The sequence below is a fragment of the Micromonospora humi genome (assembly GCF_900090105.1).
Classification (GTDB): domain Bacteria; phylum Actinomycetota; class Actinomycetes; order Mycobacteriales; family Micromonosporaceae; genus Micromonospora; species Micromonospora humi.
Genome location: NZ_FMDM01000027.1, coordinates 1 through 12062 on the forward strand (window position 1 = coordinate 1; position 12062 = coordinate 12062).

Here is a 12062-nt window from a genome sequence, read left to right on the forward strand (position 1 = left end):
GGGGCGGGGCGGCCAGGGCGGGGCGGGGCGGCCGGGGCGGGGCGGCCGGGGCGGGGCGGCCGGGTCGGGTTGACGCATCGAGGTGGGCTGATCAGAATGAGCGGCGGAGCCAGGTTCCGACACCGGCGCGAGGGCGTCGACGGCTGATCATCGCCGTCGAGGATCGCCGGTGCCTCCCCACGGGTGGCCGTCCACGTCACGGCCCGGCGGACGCTGTCCGCGTACTCGATGACGAGCGTGCCGTGCCTCCTGGTCCTGCCGCCCGCGGCGCCCGCGCGGCGCGGGCATCCGAAGTGGAGCTTCCATGCACCGACGCACCGCCCTCGGCGGCGCCCTGACGGCGCTCGCCACCGCCGCGGCCGGCATCCTCGTCGCCGCGACCGTCAGCACCACCCCGGCCGCCGCCGCGGCCGGCGGCACCGGCACCGGCTACCTGCACACCAGTGGCAACAAGATCGTCGACAGTACGGGCGCGACCGTCCGGCTCACCGGCATCAACTGGTTCGGCATGGAGACCGACAACAAGACGTTCCACGGCCTGTGGTCGAGCAACCCGTGGCGCGGCCAGCTCGACACCATGGCCCGGCTCGGTTACAACACGCTGCGCATCCCGTACTCGAACGACTCCATCAAGCCCGGCGCGACCGCGACCGGGATCAACGACTTCGTCAACCCGGACCTGATCGGGCTCTCCCCGCTGCAGATCCTGGACAAGGTCATCGACTACGCGGGCAGCAAGGGGATGCGGGTCATCCTGGACCGCCACCGGCCGACCTCGGCCGGGCAGTCGCCGCTCTGGTACACCTCGGGCGTCTCCGAGGCGACCTGGATCAACGACTGGAAGACGATGGCCCAGCGGTACGCCAACAACCCCACCGTGATCGGGGCGGACCTGCACAACGAGCCGCACGCCGAGGGCACCAACCCGGCCGCCACCGGCGCCTGCTGGGGCTGCGGCGACACCGCCCGCGACTGGCGGCTGGCCGCCGAGCGGGCCGGCAACGCGATCCTCGGCGTGCAACCGAACTGGCTGATCTTCGTGGAGGGGGTGAGCTGTCCGAGCGGCGGCCTGTCGAACGTCTGGGACAACGACCCCAGCAACGACGAGGACTGCGGCTGGTGGGGCGGCAACCTCTCCAAGGCCGGGCAGTTCCCGGTGCGGCTGAACGTGGCCAACCGGCTGGTCTACTCGCCGCACGAGTACGCCACCTCGGTCTACCGGCAGGCCTGGTTCGACGACCCGAGCTACCCGGCGAACATGCCGGCCATCTGGGACAGGTACTGGGGCTACCTCTACAAGCAGAACATCGCGCCGATCATGATGGGCGAGTTCGGCACCACGCTCCAGGACCCGAAGGACAAGGTCTGGCTGGAGAACCTGATGGCCTACACCGGCACCGGGGTCAACGGCATGTCGTTCACCTACTGGTCGTGGAACCCCAACTCGGGTGACACCGGCGGCATCGCCAACGACGACTGGACCACCGTCAACCAGGCCAAGCAGGCCATCCTCCAGCCCTACCTGATCCCGCCCACCGGCGGCGGCAACCCGAACCCGACGCCGACCGGCACCGGCTCCCCGACGCCGAACCCGACCACGCCCGGCCCGACGCCGACCACGCCGGCGCCGAGCGGCGGGTGCACCGCCAGCTACAAGCAGGTCAACGCCTGGGCCGGCGGCTTCCAGGGCGAGCTGACCGTGAAGAACACCGGCACCGGTGCGGTGAACCCGTGGTCGGTCACCTGGACCTGGCCGTCCGGGGTGACGCTGGCGAGCGGGTGGAACGCGACGGTCACCCAGTCCGGGACCACGGTCACGGCGGCGGCGCCCACCTGGGCACCGTCACTGGCGGCGGGGGCGTCGGTCACCGTCGGCTTCACCGCCAACGGCACCGCCGCGAACCCCGCCACGGTGAAGCTCAACACCTCCGCCTGCGGATAAGGCGGGGCCCCCTCTTAACGCATTCGGTAGAGGAGGGGCCCCTTTTTAACACCGAGTGTTAAAAAGGGGCCCCTCCTCACGAGCGGGGTGGGGGTCAGCGGACCGCGCAACCGCCGGTGGTGGGGGCGGGCGGTACGGCCGGCGCGCCGATCGTGGGCAGGCCGAGCAGCACCCCGGGGGTACGCGGGGCGCGCCCCGCCTCGGCCGCGTCGCCGGCCCGGGTGCGGCGGTGCGCCAGCGGCGCCCCGTCGGCGTTCAGGTGGTGCGGGGCCGCGTAGGTGACGGCGGTGTGCACGATGTCGCCGGGACGGATCTGCCCGCCCAGCTCGCCGGTGGCGAAGTGCACCAGCCGGCCGTCGCGGGCCCGCCCGGACATCCGGCCGGTGCGCTCGTCCTTGCGGCCCTCGCCGACGGCGACCAGCACCTCGACGGTCTCGCCCACCAGCTTGCGGTTCTCCGCCCAGGTGATCTCCTCGACGCAGGCGACCAGCCGCTCGTAGCGCTCCTGCACGACGGCCTTGGGCAGTTGGCCGTCCATGGTGGCCGCCGGGGTGCCGGGGCGCTTCGAGTACTGGAAGGTGAACGCCGAGGAGAACCGGGCCTCCCGGACCACGTCGAGGGTGCGCGCGAAGTCGGCCTCGGTCTCGCCGGGGAAGCCGACGATGATGTCCGTGGTGATCGCCGCGTCCGGCATCGCCGCCCGGACCTTGGAGATGATGCCGAGGTACTTCTCCGACCGGTACGAGCGGCGCATCGCGCGCAGCACGTCGTCGGAGCCGGACTGCAACGGCATGTGCAGCGAGTGGCAGACGTTCGGCGTCTCGGCCATCGCCTCGATCACGTCGTCGGTGAAGTCCTTCGGGTGCGGACTGGTGAACCGGACCCGCTCCAGCCCGTCGATGTCGCCGCAGGCGCGCAGCAGCTTGCCGAACGCGTACCGGTCGCCGAACTCGACGCCGTAGGAGTTGACGTTCTGCCCGAGCAGCGTCACCTCCAGCACGCCCTCGTCGACGAGCGCCCGCACCTCGGACAGGACGTCGCCGGGGCGGCGGTCCTTCTCCCTGCCGCGCAGCGAGGGCACGATGCAGAAGGTGCAGGTGTTGTTGCAGCCGACGGAGATGGAGACCCAGCCCGCGTACGTCGACTCGCGCCGGGTCGGCAGCGTGGAGGGGAAGACCTCCAGCGACTCGAGGATCTCCACCTCGGCGGCGGCGTTGTGCCGCGCCCGGTCCAGCAACGCCGGCAGCGAGCCGATGTTGTGCGTGCCGAAGACCACGTCCACCCAGGGCGCCTTGCGGACGATCTCGCCCCGGTCCTTCTGGGCGAGACAGCCACCGACCGCGATCTGCATCCCGGGGTGCTTCGCCTTCACCGGGCGCAGGTGACCCAGGTTGCCGTAGAGCCGGTTGTCGGCGTTCTCCCGGACCGCGCAGGTGTTGAACACCACCACGTCGGGCTGCTCGCCGGCCTCGGGGGCACGCACGTAACCGGCGTCCTCGAGGAGGCCGGAGATGCGCTCGGAGTCGTGCACGTTCATCTGGCAGCCGTACGTGCGCACCTGGTAGGTGCGCGGGCTGCCCGCGGCTGCGGTAGTCATGACCCGGACAGCGTATCCGGGTGCGCCGGCGGCCGGCGACGGGCGGACCCGGTCAGGCGGCGGCGAGCGCCGGCCCGACCGAGTCGGGCGCCCAGCGGGAGCGGTGGCACCGCGACCAGCCGCGGCAGCGGGGGTCGGCCTCGGTGCAGAGCCGCTGGTCGCTGAGGACCTCACCGTCGTCGGTCTCGACCACGTCGAAGTGCACCGGGCGGATCGTGCCGTCCGGGGCGACCAGCAGGTGCCGGCCGGCGTCGAGCGTGTCGTCGCGCATCAGGCAGTTGCGGCCCAGCACCCGGGCCAGCGCCGCGATGGCGGGCAGCTCGGGCAGGCGCTCGGGCACGCCGTAACAGTCGACCACGGTGCCGTACGCCCCGGGCGCCTCCCACACGTCGCAGACCACCGCGTACGCGGGGAGCCGGGCCGGGTCGGCGACGGCGAGGGGCATCACCACCCGTCCGAGCGCCTCGGCCATCGCCGGGTAGACCTCCACCGGCGCGCCGCCGTCGATTCTCCAGTTCCACAGCTCGGTCATGCCGCCTCCTCGCTGCGCTCGTCCCACCGGCCTCCGAATCGGGCCTTACTGACGATGGTGGGGGGCATTTGACCTCGACCGGGGGCAAGTTACCGGTCTGTGACCATTCCGGGCAAAATTTCCCTGGGCGACGTTGCCCTGAGTAGCGGTAAGATGACAGTTTATCGGGTATCGTGCCGTGCCGCGCGACGCCACGCGGCGCGTCAGCGCAGCCGGATCAGGTGGTCGGAGGCGGGCAGCAGCTCGCCGACCACCGTGCCGCCGGGCACCTCGCCGGCGACCAGCAGCCCGCCCGACGTCTGCGCGTCGGCCAGCAGCAGCCGCTCGGCCTCGTCGGCGCCGCCGGCGTCGGTCCACGGCGTCACCCACTCCAGGTTGCGCCGGGTGCCGCCACTGACGTACCCGTCGCGCAGCGCCTCGCGCGCGCCCGGCAGGTACGGCACCGCGGCGGTGTCGATCGCGACCGTGAGCCGGCTGGCCCGGGCCAGCTTGGAGGCGTGCCCGAGCAGGCCGAAGCCGGTCACGTCGGTCCCGCAGCGGATCCCGGCGGCCACCGCGGCGCGGGCGGCGTCCCGGTTGAGCCGGACCATCGACTCGACCGCCTCGGCGAACCGCTCCCCGGTCTGCTTGTGCCGGGTGTTGAGCACGCCGACGCCGAGCGGCTTGGTCAGCGACAGCGGCAGCCCGGCCCGCCCGGCGTCGAGGGTGATCAGCTCGTCGGGTCGGACCACGCCGGTGACCGCCAGGCCGTACTTCGGGCCGTCGTCGTCCACGCTGTGCCCGCCGGCCAGGTGACAGCCGGCCTCCCGGGCCACGTCCTGCCCGCCGCGCAGCACCTCGCGGGCCAGCTCCAGCGGGAGCACCTCGCGCGGCCAGCAGAGCAGGTTGAGCGCGACCAGCGGGGTGCCGCCCATGGCGTACACGTCGGAGAGCGCGTTGGCGGCGGCGATCCGGCCCCAGTCGTACGCGTCGTCGACGACCGGGGTGAAGAAGTCGGCGGTGGTCACCAGGCCGGTGCGCTCGTCCAGCCGGACCACCGCGGCGTCGTCGCCGTTCTCCAGGCCGACCAGCAGGTCGGCCGTACCTCCGCTCGGGCCGAGACCGGCGACCATCGCCTCCAGCTCGCCCGGGGGGATCTTGCAGGCGCAACCGCCGCCGCGGGCATGCTCGGTGAGCCGGTACGTGTCGGTCATCGCCTCATGATCTCCGCGACCGGACCCGACCGCCACTCGGACGCACCGGTCGGCGACGGAATTCGGACGCGCGGGTACGCCGGTGACCGGTGTTACCGCTCCGTGACCATCTGGGTTGCGTTCCGCCACATCAGGCCGCCTACAGTTGCCCAACCGGGAGGTCGACCGACCCCCGGATCCGGCACGGACGACAGGGACGGTGGACGACGTGACGACGGGCGACCCGCTGATCGTGCTCGACGGGGTCCACAAGTGGTTCGGGCCGCTGCACGTGCTCGACGACGTGTCCCTCTCCGTCGATCGGGGCGAGGTGGTCGTGGTGATCGGCCCGTCCGGCTCCGGCAAGTCGACGCTGTGCCGGGCCATCAACCGGCTGGAGCCGATCAACGAGGGCACCATCACGTTCGACGGGCAGCCGCTGCCGGCCGAGGGCAAGCCCCTGGCCAAGCTGCGCAGCGAGGTCGGCATGGTGTTCCAGTCGTTCAACCTCTTCGCGCACAAGACCATCCTGGAGAACGTCACGCTCGGGCCGGTCAAGGTGCGCAAGGAGAAGCCGGCCGCCGCCCGGGAGCGCGGCCTGGCCCTGCTCGACCGCGTCGGCATCGCCAACCAGGCGGACAAGTACCCGGCGCAGCTCTCCGGCGGCCAGCAGCAGCGGGTGGCGATCGCCCGCGCGCTGGCCATGCAGCCCAAGGCGATGCTCTTCGACGAGCCGACGAGCGCGCTCGACCCGGAGATGGTCGGTGAGGTGCTCGACGTGATGACCTCGCTGGCCCGCGACGGCATGACCATGGTCGTGGTCACGCACGAGATGGGCTTCGCCCGGCACGCGGCCAACCGGGTCGTCTTCATGGCCGACGGCAAGCTGGTCGAGGAGGCCGCGCCGGCGGAGTTCTTCGCGAACCCGCGCAGCGACCGGGCCAAGGACTTCCTCTCCAAGATCCTCACGCACTGAGCGTCCGTAGTGGAGCAGTGGAGTCGTCCCCGACGGCTCCGTCGACGAAGGAGATGTGTATGCGTATGAAGCGCGTGGCGGCGGTGGCCATGATGGCCTCGCTCGCCCTTTCCGCGGCCGCCTGCGGCAAGGAGGGGAACCCGACCCCGAGCGGCGGCGGCAACGCCAGCGGCGGGGCGCAGGGCGACAGCTGCAGCACCTCGGGCGTGACCTTCACTCCCAAGACGGACGCCAACGTCGCCGGCAGCCAGGCCTTCCAGAAGATCAAGTCGGCGGGCAAGGTCGTCGTCGGCGTCAAGTTCGACCAGCCGAACCTCGGCTACAAGGACGCCCAGGGCAAGCGCTGCGGCTTCGACATCGAGATCGCCCAGTACGTCGCCAGCACGCTCGGCGTCGACCCGGCGAAGATCGAGTACAAGGAGATCCAGTCGGCCAACCGGGAGACCGCGATCAAGGGTGGGGAGATCGACTACTACGTCGGCACCTACTCGATCACCGACAAGCGCAAGAACGACGTCTCCTTCGCCGGCCCGTACTTCGTCGCCGGCCAGGACCTGCTGGTCCGCAAGGACGATTCGTCGATCACCGGCAAGGACACCCTCAAGGGCAAGAAGGTCTGCTCGGCCACCGGATCCACCCCGATCCAGAAGGTCCGCGACGAGGGCATGACGGAGCCGGAGAACATCGTCGAGTTCAAGACCTACTCCGAGTGCGTCTCGCAGCTCCTGGACAAGAAGGTGGACGCGGTCACCACCGACGACGCCATCCTCAAGGGCTACGCCGCGCAGAACCCGGACGAGCTGAAGGTCGTCGGCCAGCCGTTCAGCACCGAGAAGTACGGCATCGGCCTGCCCAAGGACGACAAGGCCATGCGTGACTACGTGAACGACCAGATCGAGGCCGCGTTCACCGACGGCACCTGGAAGAAGATCTACGACGGCACGCTGGGCAAGTCCGGCTCGCCGGCCACCCCGCCGCAGCTCGAGCGGTACTGACGGTCCGCCACCCGACGTCGCACCGGGCGGGGAGGTCCTCCTCCCCGCCCGGTCGGTGTCCGAGAGACTGAGAGCGAGGCATGGGCGAGTTCCTCCGCGTCCTGACGGACAACGCGAGCCTGTTCCGCGACGGGTTCATCAACACCGTCAAGTTGTTCCTGATCGCCGGCGTCGGCAGCCTCGTCCTCGGCACGCTGCTCGGCGCGATGCGGGTGTCCCCGATCCCCGCCCTGCGGGCCTTCGGCGCCACCTACGTCAACCTGATCCGCAACACCCCGCTGACCCTGGTGTTCGCGTTCCTCGTCTTCGCCGTGCCGAAGCTGGACGTGAACATCGACTACTTCCCCAGCGCCTGCATCGCGCTGACCGTCTACACCTCGGCGTTCATCTGCGAGGTGGTCCGCTCCGGCGTCAACACGGTCGCCACCGGGCAGGCCGAGGCCGCCCGGGCGCTGGGCATGACGTTCGCCCAGGTGCTCACGCTGATCGTGCTGCCGCAGGCGCTGCGGGCCATGGTCCCGCCGCTGATGAGCGTGCTCATCGCGATGCTGAAGAACACCACGATCGCCGCCGGCTTCTCGGTGCTGGAAGCCGGTGCCATCCCGGCGTACATGGCCGAACGGGGTGAGCCCCAGTTCGCGGTGCTCACCTGGATCGTCATCGGTTTCCTGATTCTCATCCTGCCGCTGGTGGTGCTCCAGCGGTTCCTCGAGCGCAAGTGGGCGGTGGCCCGATGAGCAGCAGCAGCGTCCTCTACGACCTTCCCGGCCCGAAGGCCCGACTGCGCAACCGGATCCTGGGCGTCGTCTCGATCGCCGCGATCGTCGCGTTGATCGCGTTCGTGGTCTACAAGTTCGACCAGACCGGCCAGTTCGAGGCCCGCAAGTGGGAGCAGTTCCAGTACGTCGCGGTGCAGCGGGAGATCCTCTCCGGCCTGCTCGCGACGCTGAAGGCCGCCGCCGTCGCGACCGTGCTGGCGCTGCTGTTCGGCGCGGTCTTCGCCAGCGCCCGGCTCAGCGACCGTTGGCTGTTCCGCACGCCGGCCACCTTCGTGGTGGAGCTGTTCCGGGCCATCCCGCTGCTGATCCTGATCTTCTTCGGCTACTACGTGCCGCTGCAGTACGGCTGGCCGATCGACAAGTTCTGGGCGCTGGTCATCGGGTTGACGCTCTACAACGGCTCGGTGCTGGCGGAGATCTTCCGGGCCGGCATCAACGCCGTGCCGTACGGGCAGTCCGAGGGCGCCTACGCGGTGGGCCTGCGCAAGAACCAGGTGCTGCGGCTCATCCTGCTGCCGCAGGCGTTCCGCGCGATGCTGCCGGCCATCGTCAGCCAACTCGTCGTACTGCTGAAGGACACCGCGCTGGGCTTCATCATCACGTACCCCGAGCTGCTCTTCGCCGGGAAGCAGATCGGTGGCCGGCTGGCGTTCGGGCTGCCCTACGTGCCGACGTACCTGGTCATCGCGGCCATCTACATCAGCATCTGCGGTCTGCTGTCGGTGCTGGCCTGGTGGTTGCAGAAGCGGCTGACCCGGCTGCCGCGCAGCGCGGCCAAGCCGGTCCCGGCCACCCAGACCGACGGCGGCACCGGCGTCACTCCCCTCTGACCCGAGGGACCACACGACGGGCGGGTGGGGGTTCTCCCCCACCCGCCCGTCGTCGTCGCGTCAGCGGGCGATCTCGGTGACCCGGGACTCGCGCACCACCGTCACCCGGATCTGACCCGGATAGGTCAGCTCCTCCTCGATCTGCTTCGCCACGTCCCGGGCCAGCACCGCCGCGCCGATGTCGTCCACGTCGTCCGGCTTCACCATCACCCGGATCTCCCGGCCCGCCTGCATGGCGAAGACCTTCTCCACGCCGAGCTTGCCGGCCGCGATCTCCTCGATCCGCTCCAGCCGCTTGACGTACGCCTCCAGGCTCTCCCGCCGGGCCCCGGGCCGCCCGCCCGAGCAGGCGTCCGACGCCTGGGTGAGGACCGCCTCGATGGTCTGCGGCGGCACCTCGTTGTGGTGTGCCTCGATGGCGTGCACCACGTCCTCGGTCTCGCCGTACTTGCGGGCCAGGTCGGCGCCGATGATGGCGTGGCTGCCCTCCACCTCGTGGGTGAGCGCCTTGCCGATGTCGTGCAGGAACGCGCAGCGCTTGATGGTCGGCACGTCCAGCCGCAGCTCGGCGGCCATGGTGCCGGCGATGTGCGCGGTCTCGACCAGGTGCTTGAGCACGTTCTGCCCGTACGACGTCCGGTAGCGCAACCGGCCCAGCAGGGTGACCAGCTCCGGATGGATCTCGGTGATCCCCACCTCGACCAGGGCGTCCTCGGCGGCCCGGTGGCACAGCTCCTCCACCTCGTGGCGGGCCAGGTCGTAGACCTCCTCGATCCGGTGCGGGTGGATCCGACCGTCCAGCACCAACTTCTCCAGGGTGAGCCGGCCGACCTCCCGGCGGACCGGGTCGAAACAGGAGAGCAGCACCGCCTCGGGGGTGTCGTCGATGATCAGGTTGACGCCGGTGACCGACTCGAAGGCGCGGATGTTGCGCCCCTCCCGGCCGATGATCCGGCCCTTCATCTCGTCGCCGGGCAGGTGCAGCACGCTGACCACGCTCTCCGCGGTCTGTTCGCTGGCCACCCGCTGGATGGCGTCCACCACGATGTGCCGGGCCCGCTGTTCGGCGGTGCTCCGCGCGTCGGACTCGATCTCCCGGACCAGCAGCGCCGCCTCCCGCTTGGCCTGCCCCTCGATCGAGTCGACCAGCTCGACGCGGGCGGCGTCGGCGGTCAGCCCGGCCACCCGCTCCAGCTCGCGGCGTCGCTGCTCCTCCACCTCGGTCAGCTCCCGCTCGCGTTCGGCCAGTGCGGCCTCCCGGGCGGCGAGCGCGGCGGTGGCGGCGGTGAGCTGCCGCTCGCGTTCGGCCAGCCGCTCGACCTCCTCGGTGTGCAGCCGCTCCCGCTCGTCCATCCGGGCGGCCCGCCGCTCGACCTCGGCGGCCTGCTCCCGCGTGGTGGCGGCGAGCACCGCCACCTCGCGCTCGCCGCTGCGCCGCGCGGTCGCCCGGAGCTGTTCGGCGTCCGCCTCGGCCTGCTTGTGCGCCCGTTCCAGCACGGTGTCCGCCTCGGCGCGGGCGTCGTCGAGCACCCGCCGCGCCTCGGCCCGGGCGGCCTTCGCCTCGGCCTTTGCCGCGGCCGCCTCGGCACGGGCCGCGGAGGCGGCCGACTTCGCCACGTCGATGGTGCTGTTCACCTCGTCGGCTGCGGTGCGAAGCGCGGCCAGGGACTGCTCCTGCCGGTCCTTCTCCGCGATGAAGGCCGGGTCCTCGGGCGCGGGCGCCAGGCTGAAGCGCTTGAGCACCCGCACGCCGAACAGCACGGCGCCGATCACCACGGCGACGAGCAGCAGCACCACCACGAGGAGGACGACGTCGAAGGCGCTCATGCCGCCACTCCGCACCGGTAGGTGCCGACGGGCGTCGCCGCACCGGCCGGGGCGGTGCCGCCGCCCGGCGAGGAACGGCCGGGACCGTGTGGCAGACCGCCGATGAACCTGTGCCGCCCCGCCATGGCCGCCTCCCCTGAACGTCGCGCCGCAGGGCACGCGCGATGGCACGCGCCTGCGGCTCTGGACGCCCGACCGGAGCGGCTGGCTGTGGGCAGCTTTCCGTCGGCGGTGCCCCTCGTTGGGCACCGCCAGCGGCCGGTTGCAGTTGTCGGACGCGCCGGACAGGGTCCGGAACGGCCGTCAAGGGCCGGTGAAGCTGGCCAAAGTGATGCTGTTCTGTTACGAGATCTATGTTGTGCGCTTAGCCTGCGCTGGTCGGGCAAAGTGAGCCTGTATGGCGAGGCTAGGTCGCGAGGGGCCGTTCGGTCAAGGAGTCATGATCAAACCACCCGGACGGAGAGAAGTTGTCCCGTCACGGAGAGGTGAGAATATGCCGGACAGGCGTGGACAAACCTCGCCGGCTGTCATCTCCGCGTGACCTTTCCCGCCTGCTCAGGCACCGTGCCGCGGGCCCGCCCGACAGTCCGCCGGGTCGACGCGACCCGCGCACCACGATGATCCACGTCAGGTCGCCGAAGGAGCGGCATTCCACGACTGTGCGCTGTCGGTTCACGCACCGCCTCGGTCAGCGGGCGCCCAGGGCGCGGGCGGCAGTCACCAGTGCGGCGTTGTCCGGCGCGGCGGTGCCGTCCGGCAGCAGGAGCGTGTCCTCCAGGCCGATCCGGGTGGGCAGGCCACGGCGGACCGCCTCGGCGAGCACCGGCCAGGTCGCCGGGCCCTCGCCGTGCAGCAGCACCGGTGGGCACCGGTCGGGCATCGCGGCGAGGATCGCGGCCGCGTCGGCGAGCGCCACCTCGACCGACTCGGCCATGCACTCGACGAGGACCCGCCCGGTGGGTGTCGGCCAGCGGCGCCACGCGTCGACCGCCGCCGGCGTCCAGAGGCCGGCCTCGACCATCACGCCGCGCTCGTGCAGGGCGGCGGCGACCGCCGCCGCGCCGGGTTCGTGGGCGTTGACGGAGGCGAAGTCGGGCAGCACCGTCCAGGCACGGACGGCGGCCACCCGCTCGGTCGGGTCCGGAAGGATCCACGCGCCGGTGCTCACGCCGACCGGCAGGCCGGGACGGGCGGCCCGGACGGCGCCGACCGCCGCCGCGATCACGCTCGGATCGAGGGATTCGGCGCCGTCGTCGTCGCGCGGGTGCACGTGGACCGCCGCCACCCCGGCCCCCGCGCAACGCGCGGCGTCGGCCGCCAACTCGGCCGCGGTGAGCGGCACGGCCGGATGCTCGTCGCGTCGCCGCCCACCGTTCAGGCACGCCTTCACCATCGGGTGCACCCCTCCTCGA

The 12062-nt window shown here is 71.6% G+C and carries 10 protein-coding genes; 5 read left to right on the forward strand and 5 right to left on the reverse strand.

Going from position 1 to position 12062, the window contains the following annotated elements:
* The first annotated feature begins 304 nt into the window (after positions 1-304).
* Positions 305-1942 carry a cellulase family glycosylhydrolase gene (locus GA0070213_RS30400; protein ID WP_091072489.1) on the forward strand — a complete coding sequence of 546 codons (1638 nt, stop codon included), beginning with the start codon at positions 305-307 and terminating at the stop codon, positions 1940-1942.
* A gap of 94 nt (positions 1943-2036) precedes the next feature.
* Here the strand turns inward: GA0070213_RS30400 and miaB are convergent, their stop codons facing one another.
* The 3 genes from miaB to selD all read right to left on the reverse strand — a co-directional run bounded on the left by miaB (position 2037) and on the right by selD (position 5264).
* Positions 2037-3539: a tRNA (N6-isopentenyl adenosine(37)-C2)-methylthiotransferase MiaB gene (miaB, locus tag GA0070213_RS30405; protein ID WP_091072493.1), complete on the reverse strand. Its 1503-nt coding sequence runs from the start codon at positions 3537-3539 to the stop codon at positions 2037-2039.
* Positions 3540-3591: 52 nt separating this feature from the next.
* Positions 3592-4071 carry a hypothetical protein gene (locus GA0070213_RS30410; protein WP_091072495.1) on the reverse strand — a complete coding sequence of 160 codons (480 nt, stop codon included), beginning with the start codon at positions 4069-4071 and terminating at the stop codon, positions 3592-3594.
* 203 nt (positions 4072-4274) lie between these two features.
* Complete coding sequence (gene selD / locus GA0070213_RS30415) at positions 4275-5264, reverse strand: selenide, water dikinase SelD (protein WP_091072500.1); 990 nt, start codon at positions 5262-5264, stop codon at positions 4275-4277.
* A gap of 199 nt (positions 5265-5463) precedes the next feature.
* On the opposite strand from selD, the gene GA0070213_RS30420 reads away from it, so the two are divergent.
* The 4 genes from GA0070213_RS30420 to GA0070213_RS30435 all read left to right on the forward strand — a co-directional run bounded on the left by GA0070213_RS30420 (position 5464) and on the right by GA0070213_RS30435 (position 8823).
* Complete coding sequence (locus GA0070213_RS30420; protein ID WP_091072503.1) at positions 5464-6219, forward strand: amino acid ABC transporter ATP-binding protein; 756 nt, start codon at positions 5464-5466, stop codon at positions 6217-6219.
* A gap of 59 nt (positions 6220-6278) precedes the next feature.
* A complete protein-coding gene (locus GA0070213_RS30425) occupies positions 6279-7214 on the forward strand; it encodes a glutamate ABC transporter substrate-binding protein (RefSeq protein ID WP_091072506.1) in 936 nt (311 codons plus the stop codon).
* An 80-nt stretch (positions 7215-7294) separates the two neighbouring features.
* Positions 7295-7951, forward strand: coding sequence for an amino acid ABC transporter permease (locus GA0070213_RS30430; RefSeq protein WP_091072509.1), 657 nt, complete (start codon positions 7295-7297; stop codon positions 7949-7951).
* Positions 7948-8823, forward strand: coding sequence for an amino acid ABC transporter permease (locus GA0070213_RS30435; protein WP_091072578.1), 876 nt, complete (start codon positions 7948-7950; stop codon positions 8821-8823). The genes GA0070213_RS30430 and GA0070213_RS30435 overlap by 4 nt, the downstream gene beginning before the upstream one ends.
* A 60-nt stretch (positions 8824-8883) precedes the next feature.
* Here the strand turns inward: GA0070213_RS30435 and rny are convergent, their stop codons facing one another.
* Positions 8884-10650: a ribonuclease Y gene (gene rny / locus GA0070213_RS30440; protein ID WP_091072512.1), complete on the reverse strand. Its 1767-nt coding sequence runs from the start codon at positions 10648-10650 to the stop codon at positions 8884-8886.
* Between the two features lie 688 nt (positions 10651-11338).
* The gene (locus tag GA0070213_RS30445) at positions 11339-12043 is read right to left on the reverse strand and encodes a 3-keto-5-aminohexanoate cleavage protein (RefSeq protein WP_091072581.1); all 705 of its coding nucleotides are present in this window, start codon (positions 12041-12043) and stop codon (positions 11339-11341) included.
* Positions 12044-12062: the final 19 nt, after the last annotated feature.

Excerpts from the sequence above, each read along its gene's own strand:
- rny (WP_091072512.1), bottom strand. The coding sequence starts at position 10,650 with ATGAGCGCCTTCGACGTCGTCCTCCTCGTGGTGGTGCTGCTGCTCGTC.
- GA0070213_RS30435 (WP_091072578.1), top strand. The coding sequence starts at position 7,948 with ATGAGCAGCAGCAGCGTCCTCTACGACCTTCCCGGCCCGAAGGCCCGA.
- GA0070213_RS30400 (WP_091072489.1), top strand. The coding sequence starts at position 305 with ATGCACCGACGCACCGCCCTCGGCGGCGCCCTGACGGCGCTCGCCACC.
- miaB (WP_091072493.1), bottom strand. The coding sequence starts at position 3,539 with ATGACTACCGCAGCCGCGGGCAGCCCGCGCACCTACCAGGTGCGCACG.
- GA0070213_RS30425 (WP_091072506.1), top strand. The coding sequence starts at position 6,279 with ATGCGTATGAAGCGCGTGGCGGCGGTGGCCATGATGGCCTCGCTCGCC.
- GA0070213_RS30445 (WP_091072581.1), bottom strand. The coding sequence starts at position 12,043 with ATGGTGAAGGCGTGCCTGAACGGTGGGCGGCGACGCGACGAGCATCCG.
- selD (WP_091072500.1), bottom strand. The coding sequence starts at position 5,264 with ATGACCGACACGTACCGGCTCACCGAGCATGCCCGCGGCGGCGGTTGC.
- GA0070213_RS30410 (WP_091072495.1), bottom strand. The coding sequence starts at position 4,071 with ATGACCGAGCTGTGGAACTGGAGAATCGACGGCGGCGCGCCGGTGGAG.
- GA0070213_RS30430 (WP_091072509.1), top strand. The coding sequence starts at position 7,295 with ATGGGCGAGTTCCTCCGCGTCCTGACGGACAACGCGAGCCTGTTCCGC.